Annotated in this window: 14 protein-coding genes; 8 read left to right on the top strand and 6 right to left on the bottom strand. The window is 67.7% G+C overall.

Annotated features, from left to right (window positions below; all coding sequences use genetic code 11):
• Nucleotides 1-183: 183 nt before the first annotated feature.
• The 4 genes from BLQ39_RS11980 to mgtA all read left to right on the top strand — a co-directional run bounded on the left by BLQ39_RS11980 (nucleotide 184) and on the right by mgtA (nucleotide 6,079).
• Nucleotides 184-1,470, top strand: coding sequence for a quaternary amine ABC transporter ATP-binding protein (locus BLQ39_RS11980; protein WP_241982901.1), 1,287 nt, complete (start codon nucleotides 184-186; stop codon nucleotides 1,468-1,470).
• Nucleotides 1,467-2,354, top strand: a complete 888-nt coding sequence (locus tag BLQ39_RS11975) for an ABC transporter permease (protein WP_092324265.1) — start codon at nucleotides 1,467-1,469, stop codon at nucleotides 2,352-2,354. Before BLQ39_RS11980 ends, BLQ39_RS11975 begins: the two co-directional genes overlap by 4 nt.
• A 50-nt stretch (nucleotides 2,355-2,404) precedes the next feature.
• Complete coding sequence (locus BLQ39_RS11970) at nucleotides 2,405-3,298, top strand: glycine betaine ABC transporter substrate-binding protein (RefSeq protein WP_092324264.1); 894 nt, start codon at nucleotides 2,405-2,407, stop codon at nucleotides 3,296-3,298.
• 102 nt (nucleotides 3,299-3,400) lie between these two features.
• A complete protein-coding gene (gene mgtA, locus BLQ39_RS11965; protein WP_092324262.1) occupies nucleotides 3,401-6,079 on the top strand; it encodes a magnesium-translocating P-type ATPase in 2,679 nt (892 codons plus the stop codon).
• Here mgtA and BLQ39_RS11960 read toward each other — a convergent pair.
• The 4 genes from BLQ39_RS11960 to BLQ39_RS11945 form a co-directional block, all read right to left on the bottom strand.
• Complete coding sequence (locus BLQ39_RS11960; protein WP_092324261.1) at nucleotides 6,069-6,542, bottom strand: flavodoxin family protein; 474 nt, start codon at nucleotides 6,540-6,542, stop codon at nucleotides 6,069-6,071. The two genes, mgtA and BLQ39_RS11960, sit on opposite strands and share 11 nt — an antisense overlap.
• Before the next feature lie 169 nt (nucleotides 6,543-6,711).
• Nucleotides 6,712-7,305, bottom strand: coding sequence for a CbiQ family ECF transporter T component (locus tag BLQ39_RS11955; protein WP_092324259.1), 594 nt, complete (start codon nucleotides 7,303-7,305; stop codon nucleotides 6,712-6,714).
• Nucleotides 7,306-7,315: 10 nt separating this feature from the next.
• Entirely contained in the window at nucleotides 7,316-7,996 is a 681-nt protein-coding gene (locus tag BLQ39_RS11950) for an energy-coupling factor ABC transporter ATP-binding protein (protein ID WP_092324258.1), read from the bottom strand.
• The gene (locus BLQ39_RS11945) at nucleotides 7,993-8,658 is read right to left on the bottom strand and encodes a biotin transporter BioY (RefSeq protein WP_092324256.1); all 666 of its coding nucleotides are present in this window, start codon (nucleotides 8,656-8,658) and stop codon (nucleotides 7,993-7,995) included. Before BLQ39_RS11945 ends, BLQ39_RS11950 begins: the two co-directional genes overlap by 4 nt.
• A gap of 154 nt (nucleotides 8,659-8,812) precedes the next feature.
• Between BLQ39_RS11945 and BLQ39_RS11940 the strand changes: the two genes are divergently transcribed.
• Both BLQ39_RS11940 and BLQ39_RS11935 read left to right on the top strand, forming a co-directional pair.
• The gene (locus tag BLQ39_RS11940; protein ID WP_092324255.1) at nucleotides 8,813-9,076 is read left to right on the top strand and encodes a GlsB/YeaQ/YmgE family stress response membrane protein; all 264 of its coding nucleotides are present in this window, start codon (nucleotides 8,813-8,815) and stop codon (nucleotides 9,074-9,076) included.
• A 102-nt stretch (nucleotides 9,077-9,178) separates the two neighbouring features.
• Nucleotides 9,179-10,555, top strand: coding sequence for a glucose-6-phosphate dehydrogenase (locus BLQ39_RS11935; protein ID WP_092324253.1), 1,377 nt, complete (start codon nucleotides 9,179-9,181; stop codon nucleotides 10,553-10,555).
• Between the two features lie 6 nt (nucleotides 10,556-10,561).
• Here BLQ39_RS11935 and BLQ39_RS11930 read toward each other — a convergent pair whose 3' ends face one another.
• Nucleotides 10,562-10,948: a hypothetical protein gene (locus tag BLQ39_RS11930; RefSeq protein WP_092324252.1), complete on the bottom strand. Its 387-nt coding sequence runs from the start codon at nucleotides 10,946-10,948 to the stop codon at nucleotides 10,562-10,564.
• A 93-nt stretch (nucleotides 10,949-11,041) separates the two neighbouring features.
• The gene (locus BLQ39_RS11925) at nucleotides 11,042-11,230 is read right to left on the bottom strand and encodes a hypothetical protein (RefSeq protein ID WP_092324250.1); all 189 of its coding nucleotides are present in this window, start codon (nucleotides 11,228-11,230) and stop codon (nucleotides 11,042-11,044) included.
• 176 nt (nucleotides 11,231-11,406) lie between these two features.
• On the opposite strand from BLQ39_RS11925, the gene BLQ39_RS11920 reads away from it, so the two are divergent.
• Nucleotides 11,407-13,641, top strand: a complete 2,235-nt coding sequence (locus BLQ39_RS11920; RefSeq protein ID WP_092324249.1) for a bifunctional alpha,alpha-trehalose-phosphate synthase (UDP-forming)/trehalose-phosphatase — start codon at nucleotides 11,407-11,409, stop codon at nucleotides 13,639-13,641.
• Between the two features lie 56 nt (nucleotides 13,642-13,697).
• Nucleotides 13,698-15,392 (top strand): dihydroxy-acid dehydratase, encoded by a 1,695-nt coding sequence (gene ilvD / locus BLQ39_RS11915; protein WP_092324247.1) that lies wholly within the window; start codon nucleotides 13,698-13,700, stop codon nucleotides 15,390-15,392.
• The last annotated feature ends 37 nt before the right edge of the window (nucleotides 15,393-15,429 follow it).

Below are 15,429 nucleotides of genomic sequence, written 5' to 3'. Positions count from 1 at the left end.
TGCAAACAATCGCGCGGGACGGCCGTGATCGTATGGTGAGGCCCTGACGAGTGGTCCCATGATCGCTCCAGCCCCGCTCATCGAAGCGCGCCGTGGCCGGTCACTGCCTACCCGTCCGGCAACAGCTTGCATTCGATGCGTTGACCGTTAAACCGGTGGGCGTTCGGCGTGCACGGAGAACACGTGACCGAAATTATTGCCGTCAAGGCAGATCGACTGTACAAAGCGTTCGGGCGCCGCCCGAGCGAGATGGTCAAGAAACTTAGCGCAGGAGCCAGCAGGTCGGAGGTTTCCCCCCTCGGTACGGCCGCCGTCATCGACGCGTCGTTCGAGGTCAAGCGCGGCGAGATCTTCGTCGTCATGGGCCTGTCCGGATCGGGCAAGTCCACGCTCATCCGCATGCTCAACGGCCTTCTCGACGCCACCTCCGGAACCGTCACGGTCGCCGGCAAGCCCATCACGGGCATCCCGGCCAAGGCGCTGCGTGAGATTCGCCGCAGCAGCATCTCCATGGTCTTCCAGCACTTCGCCCTGCTGCCGCACCGCACCGTGATCGACAACGTCGCCTACGGCCTCGAAGTGCAGGGAATTGGTCGCGAGGAGCGCCTGGAGCGCGCCCGCACGATCATCCGCCTGGTCGGACTCGACGGCTGGGCCGACAGCCTTCCGTCGGAGCTCTCCGGTGGAATGCGGCAGCGCGTCGGCCTCGGCCGTGCGCTGGCCGCCGACACCGACGTGCTTCTGATGGACGAGGCCTTCTCGGCGCTGGACCCGCTGATCCGTCGCGAAATGCAGGAACAGCTCATCGAGCTGCAGGCCGAACTGGGCAAGACCATCATCTTCATCACCCACGACCTCAACGAGGCCATGTTCCTTGGCGACCGCATCGCCGTCATGCGCGACGGCCGAATCGTGCAGATCGGCACGCCAGAAGAGATCCTGACCGACCCGGCGAACGACTACGTTGCCCAGTTCGTGCAGGATGTCGACCGGGCCCGGGTTCTCACCGCCTCGAGTGTCATGGAGCCCGTGCGCAGCGTCGTCACGATCAATGCCGGGCCGCGCGCGGCGCTTCGCACCATGCGCGACCTGCAGACCTCGGCCACGTTCGTCGTCAACCGCGACCGCACCTTCGCCGGTGTCGTGCGTGACCGGGACGTGCTCCGGCTGGTCAAGGCCGGTGAAACCGACCTGCGAACGATCATCCGCGACACCGCCACGGCGGTCACTCCCGATACGGCGCTGGTCGATCTCGTCGAGGCCTCGGTCGAAAGCGACCTGCCCATCGCCGTCGTCGATGAGAAGAATCGCCTGGTCGGGGTCATCCCGCGGGTCACGCTTCTAGCCGCGATCGGCAACGTCACCACCAACACGGGCGAACTGCCCGTCGTCGAGCCGGCTGCAACGATCTCCGTCAGCCTGATCACCGAAACCCTGCGCGAAACCGCGCTGGAAGGGGCACAGCTGTGAACGACTTCCGCATTCCCCTGGGCACCTGGGTCGACGGCTTCATCGAGTACATCACCGACACGTTCGGTTTCCTCTTCGACATCATCCGTGCGGTCTTCGATGGCGCGTTCGAGGTCGTGGCCTTCCTGCTGGTCGCTCCGCCCTTCTGGGTGATCATCGTGATCGCCGCCGCGCTGGCCTACGCCACCCGTGGCTGGAAATTCGCGGTCGGCTCTGTCGTCGGGCTGGCCCTGATCGTGGGCGTCGACCAGTGGGAAAACGCCATGGACACCCTGGCGCTCGTGCTGGTAGCCAGCCTGCTCGCCATCGCCATCAGCGTTCCCCTGGGCATCCTGGCCGCGAAGTCCAAGGCCGCGTCAAGCATCATCCGACCGGTCCTGGACTTCATGCAGACGATGCCGGCCTTCGTGTACCTGATCCCGGCGCTCATCCTCTTCCGCGTCGGCGTCGTTCCCGGAATCGTCGCGACGATCATCTTCGCGATGGCACCCGGTGTCCGTCTCACCGAACTGGGCATTCGCGGGGTTGACAAGGAAGTTGTCGAGGCCGGGCAGGCCTTCGGCGCGTCGCCCTGGCGCATCCTGCGCCAGATCCAGCTCCCGCTCGCGATGCCGACGATCATGGCCGGAATCAACCAGGTCATCATGCTGTCCCTGTCGATGGTCGTCATCGCCGGAATGGTCGGCGCCGGCGGTCTCGGTGCCCAGGTGGTCGCCAGCCTCAACCGGATCGACGTCGCCCTCGGCTTTGAGGCCGGACTTGCCGTGGTCATCCTCGCGATCTTCCTGGACCGCCTGACCGCGGCCCTCGGCACGAGCGACACCCCCCTGGGTCGCTTCCTCGGGGCGCGCAAACGCGGCCGCCAGCAGGCATTGGCAGCCTGACCCACACACCTCACACCCGGCCACCCATCGCGGTGGCATGAAAGGAAAACATGAAGAATCGTTCACGATCATTGATCGCCGCCGGAGCAGTCGGGCTCCTCGCCCTCACCGGTTGCGCGTCCGCTGAGGAGTCCGTCGGCGGCGGCAACAAGGACAAGAAGGACCTCACCATCGCCGTGTTCAACGGCTGGGATGAAGGCGTCGCCGCCTCCGAGCTATGGAAGGCCGTTCTCGACGAGAAGGGCTACAACGTCGAGCTGGAATACGCCGACGTGGCCCCGGTGTACTCGGGCCTGTCCACCGGCGACTACGACCTCAACCTGGACGTGTGGATGCCCGAAACCCACGCCTCCTACGTGAAGGAGTACGGCGATGACATCGTCGACCTCGGCGCCTGGAACGAAGAGTCCCGGCTCACCATCGCGGTGAACGAGGATGCTCCGATCGACTCCCTCGACGAGCTCGCCAAGAACGCCGATAAGTTCGGCAACCGCATCGTGGGAATCGAGCCCGGCGCCGGCCTGACCGCGGCGACCACCGACCGGGTCATCCCGGCCTACGGCCTCGAAAAGATGGAATACCTCACCTCCTCGACCGCAGCCATGCTCACCGAGCTGACCGCGGCCACCAAGGCCGGCGAGAACATCGCCGTCACCCTCTGGGAGCCGCACTGGGCCTACAGCTCGCTGCCGATCAAGACCCTCGAGGACCCAGAGGGCACCCTCAAGAACGTCGAAAGCATCCACGCCTACGGCAGGAAGGATGTTGCCAAGGACTTCCCGCAGGCCACCAAGTGGATCAAGGGCTTCGACATGGACCTCGAGAAGCTGTACTCGCTCGAGAAGGCCATGTTCGTCGATTACGACGGCCAGGACTACGCGCCGATCGTCAAGAAGTGGATCGGTGAAAACCAGGAGTACGTCGACTCCATGACCGCCAAGTAGGGCCGCACGGCTCCTCGTTTCATCCGGAAGGCCCGCGTCGCGCTGACGCGGGCCTTTCGGCGCCCAGTGGCGGCCCGCGCGCGGGTGGGACATTCTGAGGCCATGCCGGACGTGGGCGTAGGAGACGTGGCTGTGCGGGAGTCGTTGGCCGATGCCGCGCGCCTGAGTCCGGTCGAGGCGCTGCGGGCGCTGGGCACCCGCGAAGCCGGGTTGACGAGCGCGGAAGCGGCACAGCGCCTGCGGGAGCTGGGACCCAACGCGGTCCGGACGCACAGGGCCAGCGCCTGGTCGGTACTCGCCCGGCAGTTGCGCAGCCCCATCCTGATCCTCCTCGTCATCACCGCGGGCGTATCGCTCTTCCTCGGCGATGTCACGAACTCGATAGTCATCGGCGTGATCCTCGTGGTCAGCGTCGGCCTCGGTTTCAGCAACGAGTACCGGGCGGAACGTGCCGCCCAGGCCCTGCACTCCCGAGTGACGCACCGCGCCGTCGTCGTCCGCGACGGCACGGCCCGCCCGGTCGACGTCGTGGACCTGGTGCCCGGCGACGTCGTGCACCTGGGACTCGGCGCGATCGTGCCGGCGGACATCCGGTTGCTGAGCAGCGAAGACCTGCTCTGCGACGAAAGCATCCTCACCGGCGAGTCGCTCCCGGTGAGCAAGAACCCGGCCGCGACGCCGGCGGAGCCGGGAGAGCTGGCCTCCTGCATCCGTATGGGAACGGTCGTCCAGGCCGGCAGCTGCGTCGGCGTCGTGGTCGCCACCGGAGGACGGGCAGAATTCGGCCGAATCGCCCTCGGGCTGGGGGAGCAGCAACCGCAGACCGAATTCCAGCTCGGGCTCCGACGCTTCTCCATCCTTCTGCTGCAGGTTGCGATCGGCCTGACCTCGCTGATCTTCGTCGCCAACCTGTTGCTGCAGCGCCCGGTGCTTGAGTCCCTGCTGTTCTCCCTGGCCATCGCGGTCGGCATCACTCCGCAGTTGCTTCCTGCCGTGGTCAGCACCAGCCTCGCGACGGGAACGAGGCGGCTGGCTCGCCGAAAGGTGCTCGTCAAACGACTGGTCTGCATCGAAGACCTGGGCGACATGGATGTGCTGGTCACCGACAAGACAGGGACGCTCACCGAGGGGCGGATCAGGTTCACCGACGCCCTGCCGATCGGGCCGGACGCCTCGGCCGAGGACGTGTACGTGCTGGGCCTGCTGGCCACCGAAGCCGACTACGCGACGGGCGGGCCTGCGGATGAGGGCCAGAACCCCCTCGACTCTGCGCTCTGGGAGTCCCCGCGCGCACAGACCTTCCAGGCAGCCCGGTACGAGCGCCTCGACGTGATCCCCTTCGACCATGAGCGGCGGATGACCAGCGTGCTGGTCAGGGAAGTCTCCGGCAGCGTGCGCCTGGTGACCAAGGGCGCCCCCGAGGATGTCCTCCGGCGCTGCGTGGGAACGCCGGCGGGGACCGAGGCTCAACTGGACGAACAGTTCGATGCCGGCGCCCGGGTGATCGCTGTCGCCTCCCGGCCCGCCGCCGGGCTCGCCGCCATCCAGCCGGCGGACGAGCAGCACCTCGTTTTGGTCGGCTTCCTGGTCTTCCTCGACCCGCCGAAGGCCAACGCCCGCCGGTCGCTGGACCGACTGGAGGCGCTCGGAATCACGGTGAAGATCGCCACCGGGGACAACGCCCGGGTGGCGGAAAAGGTATGCGCGGATCTCGATGTGCTCTCGGGCGGCACCCTCACCGGCACGCAGATCGACGAGTTGTCGGATGCGGAGCTCGGCGCCGCGGCCGAGGAAGCGAGCATCTTCGCCCGGGTGACCCCGGAGCAGAAGGCGCGGATCGTGCGGCTCCTCCGGGAAGGCGGCCGGGCCGTCGGATTCCTCGGCGACGGCGTGAACGACGCGCTGGCGCTGCACGACGCGGACATCGGCATTTCCGTCGACAGCGCCACCGACGTAGCCAAGGACGCCGCCGACGTGGTGCTCCTCGACAAGGATCTGGGAGTGCTCGCGGACGGTGTGATGGAGGGCAGGCGCATCTTCGCGAACACGATCAAGTACGTGCTGATGGGGACGTCGAGCAACTTCGGCAATATGTTCAGCGCCGCGGTGGCATCCGTCGTGCTGAGCTTCCTGCCGATGCTGCCCGGCCAGATCCTGCTGAACAACCTTCTCTACGACACCGGGCAGCTGGCCATCCCCGGCGACAACGTCGATGAGGAGCAGCTTCGGGCGCCGGCGCACTGGAACATCGGGCTCATCCGGCGCTTCATGCTGGTCTTCGGCCCGATCAGCTCTCTCTTCGACTTCGCGACCTTCGCCCTGATGCTGTTTGTCTTCGACGCCGTGCCGGGCGAGTTCCGGGCCGGCTGGTTCATCGAGTCGCTCGCCACGCAGACCCTGATCATCTTCGTCATCCGAACGCGCCGGGTGCCGTTCCTGCGCAGCCGCCCGTCGGCCGGCCTCACGACGGCCGCCCTGAGCGTGGTGTTCGTCGGAATCTCCCTGCCGTACTCCCCGCTGGCGGGGCTGCTCGGCTTCGACCCGCTTCCGGTACCGTTCTTCCTTGCGCTTCTGGCGATGCTCGTCGTCTACCTGGTCCTGGTGGAGGTCGCCAAGCTGTGGTTCTTCGGCCTGCCGGCGCAGAAGGCCCCGGCGCCCAGGCAGCGGAGGTCCGACCACCACATTGCCCGGCGGGCGGCGCCGTTCAGCATTACCGCACCCGTGCCCGCCGTGGACCGGCCGAGAAGACGGCGCAGACGCCGCCGCCGGCCTAGTCCGTGACGTCCGTGCCGCTCGGGCCGGAGCCCTGGGCGGCGACCGCTATCGACCGCGCCCAGGCGGTTGCCCCCTCCACCTCGCCGGCAGCGAGCGGCCCCTCCCGGCCCTCGACAATGAAGCCGCGGGGTCTCGCTACGATCCGGGCTCCCGCCTTTTCGAGGGCGTGGGAGATCTTCGCCGCGGCGTCACCGTGGATGAAGAGCCTCACGCGCGTGTCGAAGGCCGCGGCCCGGACCCCGCGCAGGGACCCCTCGCCGAGGCCGTCGAGGAACTCCTGCGTCCGAGGGGTGGGTTTCCACGCGTTGATCGGGCTTCCGACGACGAGCAGGTCCACGCCCTCCAGACCGCCCTGTCCCAGGCCTGCCAGGGGGGTCGCAGTGGCGTCGTTTCCGAGTTCCGCGGCAACCGTCTCGGCGATCTTCCGGGTGTTGCCGAAGTTCGAGTCAAACAGAACGAGTGTACTCATGACCAGCTTCCTTCCTTCAGACGCATCTCTGATTCGACCTGTGCCCATGCAGCCATGCAGGCAATGTACTCCGGGAATTCCGCGCTGAGGTGCGGACAAAGTACCTTCACTGGCGCGACGAAGGTACTTTCTCCGCAAGTCAGCCAGAACGTGGCCCCAGCACACCCGCTCAGTCGTCGAGGCCCCGGGCGACGAGGGCCTCGCCCAGGGCATCCGCCGCGTACAGCGACCGGACGACGACGGGAACGGCCAGCGCCATGACGGAGCCGCGCGTGCCTCGAGCGCGGCGTGCCTCGAGCACCTCGGTCACGATCTCGGTCACCAGCGGGATGCAGCGGATGGTGAGGGCCACCAGCAGGCCGATTCGGTCGGCGTCGACCCAGCGCCCGAACGGCCGCAGCAGGCGGTGGAAGGCCTCGAGCACGGCCGTCACGGTCGTGGTGAGGGTGAACAGCGCGGCGAGGGCGACTGCCACGATGAGTCGCCCGGCCATCAGGGCCGCGACGAGCCATCCGGACAGCAGCCCCTGAATCGGAACGACGAGCACGAGCATCCAGAGGATCGGCGCGATCTGCGCCACCGCGGCGCGCGGCGGAATGCGCGCGATGACGAAGAGCGAGAGAACGACGAGCGCAGCGATGGCGAGCTGCCAGGGCTCCGCCAGCACGCCGACGACCACCACGCCGACCGAGAGCAGGAGCAGCTTCAGCAGGGTGGGCGCCCGGTGGATGACCGACCGGCCGGGGGAGTACAGGCCGATCACGCGAGGCCGATCATGCCAGCAGCGCGCGGTACGAGTCGAGGGAGTCCTCGGGCACTCCGTCGGCGACCACTTCGCCGTGCTCGATGACGATCACCCGGTCGAAGCCCTCGATCAGCGCGAACTGATGGGTGACCACGATGACCTGCTGGCTCATCGAGTGCAGCAGCTCGCCGATGCGGCGGGCATTGCGGGCGTCGAGCAGGGTCGTCGGCTCATCCGCGACGAGCACCTGCGGTTCCGCGACGAGCACGGCGGCCAGGGCGAGGAGCTGCTTCTGTCCACCGGAGAGCAGGTGAGCAGGATGGTCTGCGTGTTCCGCGAGCCCGAAGCGGTGCAACGCGGCCGTGGTGCGCTCGGCGATCTCCGCGGCGCTCAGGCCGCGGCGCCGAAGCGTGAAGGCGATGTCCTCCTGCACGGTCGGCATGACGATCTGGTTGTCGGGATTGGTGAAGATGAAACCGACCAGGCGGCGCACGTCGCGAGCCTTCTTCGCCACGTCGAGCCCGTCCACGGTCACGGTGCCGCTGCTCGGTGCGACGAGGCCGTTGATCATGCGCACCAGCGTGGACTTGCCGGAGCCGTTGGCGCCGACGATCCCGATGCGGTGCTCGGTGAGGCTCAGGTCGATGCCCCGCAGCACCTGCCTCTCGCCGAACGAGTGTGAGACCCGGTCGAAGGTGATTGCGCTCATCGAGACCCCTGGCCCGCGTTCTCTGCGTTGGCCGGCTTTGCGTTGGCGGGCTCAGCGCTGACCGCGACCGGCGCCGCGCTGGACGCGGACCGCCGGCCGAGCGGGGCGATGAGTCCGGGGTAGGCCCGGTGCACCTGGCGGGCAACGAGCACGGTCACGACGACCTTCAGCAGGTCGCCGGGCAGGAACTTCGCGCTGTCGAACAACGCGACCCAGAGGGGCAGGCCCAGGTTGATCGCGGTCACCGGAACTCCGATGAGATAGACGGCGACGATGCCGCCGAGCGCGGTCGCTCCGACGGCGGGCCAGAACGGATACCTCGGCAGCAGGCGCGCAGTGAGGTAGCCGATCACGACCGCGGCGAGCAGCCAGCCGTACAGGTAGCCGGTCGAGGGGGAGATGGTGAACCAGAGCAGCCCGCCGCGACCGCCGGACAGCAGGGGAAGGCCCGCCGCGGCCAGGGCGAGGAACAATGCCACCGCGAAGAAGCCCTTGCGCGCACCGAGGATGGCACCGGCGAGCATGACGCCGAGGGTCTGGAAGGTGATCGGAACCGCGACGGCACCGATAGACAGCGCACCGGGAAGACCGAGGGCTGCGATCAGGGCGGCGAAGATGGCGATGTGTGCGAGGTCGCGTGCGGCGAGTGTCCGATTTGTCATATTCCCCAATTTAGAATTCGTGCGACACGCCGGGGAAAAGGGAACCTACAACAAAATCGCGGAAAGTCTATAAGCTGCCCTCCACGGACAGCAAATTCACAGCCGGCCGCACCGCCGCATCCAGAATGTGGGTGCCGACAGAAGGGTATCGATTATGAGTTTTCTCGGCTTTCTCCTCCTCGGCCTAATCGCAGGCGCCATAGCGAAGGCACTCCTGCCCGGCACACAGGGCGGCGGCTGGGTCATCACCCTGGTCCTCGGCGTGGTTGGGGCGCTCCTCGGCGGCTGGCTTGCCAGCCTGCTCTTCGGTGTCGAAATGGGCGAGTTCTTCGACTGGCGGACCTGGATCATCGCGATTCTCGGTTCCATCGTCGTGCTGCTCATCTACGGGCTTTTCACCCGCAGCCGGAAGGCCTGATCCCGCACTCCAACGCTCCACAGGGAAGGGGGCTCCGCTTCGGCGGGGCTCCCTTTTCCTGTGCCTGATGCCCGGCGCCATCCGGACAGCTACGGTGGGCGTATGACGCAGCCCATCGCGACTCTCCTCATCCTCGGCGCAAGCGGAGACCTCACTTCCCGGCTCCTCTTGCCGGCGCTGGGGCAGCTCCTGACCGAGCAGCACGTACGTCGGTTGCGCCTGGTCGGTGCGGGCAGCGACGACCTCACGCCTGCCGAGTGGCGGGCGATCGTCGTGAAGTCCTTCGCCGCCGCCGAGGCGTCCGGCGCCTGCGTCGACCACCTCGTGGCCACGACGGTGTACCGACGGGCCGATGTGACCCGGCCCGAGGAGATGCAGGGGCTGCTCGCCCTGTGCGAGGGGGCGCCGGCCGTCTACTTCGCGCTGCCGCCGGCCGTGACCGGGCTGGTCTGCGATGCGCTTGCTGAGCTGGAACTTCCCGGCGGCACCCAGCTCGCCCTGGAGAAGCCGTTCGGTTTCGACGAGGACAGTGCGGTGCGGCTCAACGCGAGCCTTGCCAGGCTCGTTCCGGAAGAGTGTATCCACCGCATCGACCATTTTCTGGGCCGGTCGACGGTGTTCAACCTGCTCGGCTTCCGGTTCGCGAACCGCATCTTCGAACCGCTGTGGAACAACGACCACATCGAGCGTGTCGACATCGTCTATGACGAGCAGCTCGGACTCGAGGGACGAGCGGGATACTACGACCGGGCCGGGGCTTTGGTGGACATGATCCAGAGCCACCTCCTGCAGGTGCTCGCCGTGCTGGCCATGGAGCCGCCGTCGACGCTGGAGGCCGCAGACCTGCGAGACGCAAAGGGGATCGTGCTGCGCGCCACGCGGGTGCGCGGCGGAAGCCCGCGTCGGTCGAGCCGCCGAGCCCGCTACGGCGCGGGCGTCGTCGCCGCGCGACCCGTGCCGGCCTACGTCGATGAGCCGGGCGTCGACCCCGCCAACGACACCGAGACGCTCGCCGAGGTCACCTTCGAGATCAACAACTGGCGGTGGGCCGGAGTGCCCTTCACGCTCCGGTCGGGCAAGGCCCTCTCCGCGCGGCGCCGCGAGATCGTCGTCACCTTCAAGCCCGTTCCGCACCTGCCGGTGGGACTGACCGGACACGAAGAGCCGACGGTCCTGCGCATCTTCCTCGGGCCCGACGAGCTGTCACTGGAACTCAATCTCAACGGCCCGGGAGACCCGCACGTGCTCGAACGGGTCAGCCTCGGCGCGGTCTTCGGCCCGGGCCAGCTGCTGGCCTATGGGGAGGTGCTCGAAGGTGTGCTCGATTCCGATCCGGCGCTCTCCGTGCGCGGCGACGTCGCGGAGCAATGCTGGCGAATCGTGGCGCCCGTGCTCGCGGCCTGGCGCGCGGGAAAGCCGGCGCTCGAAGACTACGCGGCGGGCACAACCGGTCCGTCGGGCTGGAGCGCCCTGGGCTAGTCGTCGTTACGCGACGAGGCGGGCCGGCTCGCTGCTTCGGACCGAGCGGGTCGGGAGCAGCACGGGAACCGCAGCCGCGCGTGCGGGTTCGGCCCACACGGAGATCGGGGCGGGTGTCCACGACAGGGCGGTCGGCTCGGCGGTGCGTTCGCCGCGAAGCTCGGCCTTCTGGCTGCTCAGGATGCCGGTCAGCGTCGTAGCGATCTGCGTCGCCTTGAGTCCGTGGAAGATGACGTCGGTGTCGTCGACGCTGCGGGAAACGAGGGTCCACTGGCCTTGTTCGCCGATGAGTTCGGTGAGCTTGCTATGCAGCAGGTCGAAGATCTGCTCGTCACTGAGTTCAGGCGCGGGCACCTGAATGACGGGTGCGACGCGACGTCGGCGACCAAACATCGGGACCCCTTTCGAGCGGTACGACTGTAGTGGTTCAATTCTCGCTGACGAGCCCCGGTTCCCCCTGCCGGACACGCCGGGAGATCGGCCCGCTCAGGCCTTGATCTTGCGAGCCCTGGCGTCTTCGACGACGGCGTCGATGGCGGCGACGGCGCTGAGCGCCCAGCCCAGCCACACCAGCGCGAGTCGCCAATCGCGCGGGCGGTTCCTGGTGGCCTGGAGGGTGCTCCACCCGCCGAGGATGACGCCGATCATGGGACCGTTGAAAATGTACTTGCGCATGGGGCCTCCGTTTCGTCTGGGTCCTAGGCTACTCGGGCGCGGCGCGGCGTGGATGGCCGGCCCGGCGGCCTCCCGGTCGGCATCGCTCTTCCCGGCCCCGGAATGGGCTCGGCTGGTAAACTCCAGATTTTGCAGCACACTTCGACAACCACGCGCGCAGCGGAACGGACACTCCCATTTCAACTCCCGCCGAACCCCGACAGTCCGCCGAGCCCCAGGGCGCTTACCCCCTGGTCGTCGTGTCGAACCGCCTGCCGGTGGACCACGAGGTGAATCCCGACGGGTCCGACGCCTGGCGCACCTCGCCGGGAGGGCTGGTGACCGCGCTGGAGCCCCTGATGCAGGCGTCGGATGGCGCCTGGGTCGGCTGGCCCGGGGTCGCCGATCGGAGTTTCGACCCGTTCGAGAAAAACGGGATCTCGATCATCCCGGTTCGGCTGAGCGCCCTCGAGCTGGAGCAGTTCTACGAGGGCTTCTCCAACGACACGCTCTGGCCGCTGTACCACGACGTGATCGCCCCGCCGAGCTACCACCGGGAATGGTGGGACTCCTACGTAGCGGTGAATCGGCGATTCGCCGAACGGGCGGCCTCGGCCGCTGCGCCGGGCGCCACGGTCTGGGTGCACGACTATCAGCTCCAGCTCGTGCCGCGGATGCTGCGCGAGGCGCGCCCCGACCTGCTGATCGGGTTCTTCAATCACATCCCGTTCCCGCCGTACGGAATCTACGCCCAGCTGCCGTGGCGCAAACAGATCCTCGACGGCCTTCTCGGCGCCGATCTGATCGGCTTCCAAAGGGTCGCGGACGCCGGCAACTTCTCGGCCGCCGTGCGACGACTGTTCGGATACACGACGCGCGGGGTGGCCATCGACGTCCCCGACGCCGCAGGTTCGCGCCACGTGATCGCGAAGCACTTCCCGATTTCGATCGACGCGGCCAGCTACGAGGCGCTGGCCAGGCGCCCGGATATCCAGGAGCGAGCCCGGCAGATCCGTGCGGACCTCGGCAACCCCGGGACGATCATGCTCGGCGTCGACCGGCTCGATTACACCAAGGGCATCGGGCACCGCATCAAGGCCTTCGGGGAACTGCTCGAAGACGGCAGCCTGAGCGTTGAGGATGTCACGCTGGTGCAGGTCGCGAGCCCCTCCCGGGAACGGGTCGGCACATACATTGCCCTGCGCGACGAGATCGAGCTCGCCGTCGGGCGCCTGAACGGCGATTACTCCACCATCAGCCACACGGCCATCAGCTACCACCACCACGCGTACCCGCGGGAAGAGATGGTCGCCCTCTACCTGGCCGCCGACGTCATGCTCGTGACCGCACTGCGTGACGGGATGAACCTCGTCGCCAAGGAGTACGTGGCCGTGCGCTTCGACGGCGACGGGGTGCTCGTGCTGAGCGAATTCGCCGGAGCCGCCGACGAACTCAAACAGGCGATCCTGATCAACCCCCATGACATCGACGGTGTGAAGGCCGCCATCCTCCGCGCCATCGCCATGCCCCGCACCGAGCGCACACGCCGGATGCGCGCGCTGCGGCGCAAAGTCTTTGACAACGATGTCGCCGCCTGGTCGGCATCCTTCCTCCGAACCCTGACCGAAGGAGCCGTTGTGCGCGCCGGAGTACCCGACAAGCTCGCCGAAGCCCTGCGTGAGATCAGCGGAGCGGAGACGCTTCTGGTGGCCCTCGACTTCGACGGCACTCTGGCGCCGCACGTCGACCGGCCGGAAGAGGCGCGCGCGGTGGAAGGCACCCGGGAGGCCGTGCAGCGCCTGCTCGACCTTCCCGGCGTTCGCGTCGCGTTCGTTTCCGGCCGCGCCCTGGTGAGCCTGCAGCACGTCGCGCAGCCCCAAAGTGACGTGCTGCTGACGGGGTCGCACGGCATCGAGGTGCAACTGGACACCCCGGAGATCGAGCTGGACCTGGTCGCCGCCGAACTCGAGCAGCTCGACGCGCTCGCCGGCGTGCTCGACCGGATCGCCGGGTCGACCTCCGGCACCTGGATCGAGCGCAAACCGGCCGGCCTGGCGCTGCACACCCGGCTCGCGACGCCGCAGGACGGCCTGGCCGCCCAGCGCCAGGCGCGCGAGCAAACAGAGCAGCTTCTACCGGGACTTACCATCCGGGAGGGCAAGAACGTGCTCGAGTTCTCCGTCCGCGCGAGTACAAAGGGAGAAGCCCTGGCCCGCCTTCGGGATCACACGGGCGCCGACCGGGTGCTCTACGCGGGCGACGACGTGACCGATGAGGACGCGTTCGCGGTGCTTCGCGAGGGCGACATCGGCCTCAAGATCGGGCCAGGGGTGTCGCTGGCCGGCTACCGCGTTCGCGGCCCGGGCGAGGTCACCGAGGTGCTTCGGCTTCTCGCCGATTTCCGGTCGGCCGCCTCCGATTCGGCCACCTGATCACACGAGGCGTCACACGAACAGTGACCCTTGTTCCGACGTTCTAGACTCGGAGCATGCCTGAGAACGATCTGAAACCACGCAGCCGTGCCGTCACCGACGGGATCGAAGCCACCACGTCGCGCGGCATGCTGCGCGCCGTGGGGATGGGGGACGCCGACTGGGACAAGCCCCAGATCGGAATTGCCAGCTCGTGGAACGAGATCACGCCGTGCAACCTGTCCCTCGACCGCCTGGCCCAGGCGTCGAAGGAAGGCGTGCACTCCGGTGGGGGCTACCCGCTCCAGTTCGGCACGATTTCCGTCTCCGACGGCATCTCGATGGGCCATGAGGGCATGCACTTCTCGCTCGTCTCCCGCGAGGTCATCGCCGACTCCGTCGAGGTCGTCATGCAGGCCGAGCGCCTCGACGGTTCGGTGCTGCTGGCCGGCTGCGACAAGTCGCTGCCCGGGATGCTGATGGCCGCCGCGCGCCTGGACCTGGCCTCCGTCTTCCTCTACGCCGGGTCGATCGCCCCCGGCTGGGTCAAGCTCTCGGACGGAACCGAAAAAGACATCACCATCATCGACTCCTTCGAGGCCGTCGGCGCGGTGAAGGCCGGACGGATGAGCGTCGAGGACGCGAAGCGGATCGAATGTGCCTTCGCCCCCGGCGAGGGGGCCTGTGGCGGCATGTACACGGCCAACACAATGGCGAGCGTCGCCGAGGCCCTCGGGATGAGCCTCCCCGGCTCCGCGTCGCCGGCGTCGGCCGACCGCCGCCGTGACTACTACGCGCACCGCTCCGGCGAGGCCGTCGTCAACCTGCTGCGCCTCGGGATCACGGCCAGGGACATCCTGACCAAGAAGGCCTTCGAGAACGCGATCGCCGTCGCCATGGCCTTCGGGGGATCCACCAACGTCGTGCTGCACCTGCTGGCCATTGCCAGCGAGGCCGAGGTCGAGCTCACCCTCGACGACTTCAACCGCATTGGCGACAAGGTTCCGCACATTGGCGACCTCAAGCCCTTCGGCAAGTACGTCATGAACGACGTCGACCGTCACGGCGGGGTGCCGGCGGTCATGCGCGCGCTCCTCGAGGCCGGATTGATCCACGGCGACGCCCTCACCGTCACCGGCAAGACCGTCGCCGAGAACCTGGCCGAGATCGACCCGCCCGCCCTCGACGGCGAGGTTCTGCGCACCCTCGACAACCCGATCCACGCCAGCGGCGGCATCACCGTGCTCACGGGCACGATGGCCCCCGAGGGCGCGGTCGTGAAGACCGCCGGTTTCGACTCCGACATCTTCGAAGGTCCGGCGCGTGTGTTCGAGCGAGAGCGCGGCGCGATGGACGCCCTGACCGAGGGTCGCATCGAAAAGGGCGACGTCGTGATCATCCGCTATGAGGGCCCGAAGGGCGGTCCCGGCATGCGCGAGATGCTCTCGATCACCGCCGCCATCAAGGGCGCCGGGCTCGGTGCCGATGTACTACTATTGACTGACGGTCGATTCTCAGGCGGCACAACCGGACTGTGTATCGGCCACATAGCACCCGAAGCGGTGGACGCAGGTCCCATCGCCTTCGTGCGCGATGGTGATCTCATACGGGTCGATATCGCAGCTCGCACGCTTGACCTACTGGTCGACCCTGATGAGCTGGCCACCCGCCGCATCGGCTGGGCTCCGCTTCCTCCGCGCTACACCCGTGGCGTCCTGGCTAAGTACACGAAGCTCGTGCAATCCGCGGCTCTCGGCGCGGTTACCGGCTAGGCCTTCTGCTCACCGCACGTATCTGAAGTAGGGATTC

The sequence above is a fragment of the Cryobacterium psychrotolerans genome, assembly GCF_900101115.1.
Lineage (GTDB): Bacteria > Actinomycetota > Actinomycetes > Actinomycetales > Microbacteriaceae > Cryobacterium > Cryobacterium psychrotolerans.
Note: the sequence above shows the minus strand (reverse complement) of the source record. Positions and strands in the feature narration are given on the sequence as shown.

Coding starts and splice junctions, on each gene's coding strand:
- BLQ39_RS11925 (WP_092324250.1), bottom strand. CDS start 11,230: ATGCGCAAGTACATTTTCAACGGTCCCATGATCGGCGTCATCCTCGGC.
- BLQ39_RS11930 (WP_092324252.1), bottom strand. CDS start 10,948: ATGTTTGGTCGCCGACGTCGCGTCGCACCCGTCATTCAGGTGCCCGCG.
- BLQ39_RS11940 (WP_092324255.1), top strand. CDS start 8,813: ATGAGTTTTCTCGGCTTTCTCCTCCTCGGCCTAATCGCAGGCGCCATA.
- mgtA (WP_092324262.1), top strand. CDS start 3,401: ATGCCGGACGTGGGCGTAGGAGACGTGGCTGTGCGGGAGTCGTTGGCC.
- BLQ39_RS11945 (WP_092324256.1), bottom strand. CDS start 8,658: ATGACAAATCGGACACTCGCCGCACGCGACCTCGCACACATCGCCATC.
- BLQ39_RS11960 (WP_092324261.1), bottom strand. CDS start 6,542: ATGAGTACACTCGTTCTGTTTGACTCGAACTTCGGCAACACCCGGAAG.
- ilvD (WP_092324247.1), top strand. CDS start 13,698: ATGCCTGAGAACGATCTGAAACCACGCAGCCGTGCCGTCACCGACGGG.
- BLQ39_RS11950 (WP_092324258.1), bottom strand. CDS start 7,996: ATGAGCGCAATCACCTTCGACCGGGTCTCACACTCGTTCGGCGAGAGG.
- BLQ39_RS11935 (WP_092324253.1), top strand. CDS start 9,179: ATGACGCAGCCCATCGCGACTCTCCTCATCCTCGGCGCAAGCGGAGAC.
- BLQ39_RS11970 (WP_092324264.1), top strand. CDS start 2,405: ATGAAGAATCGTTCACGATCATTGATCGCCGCCGGAGCAGTCGGGCTC.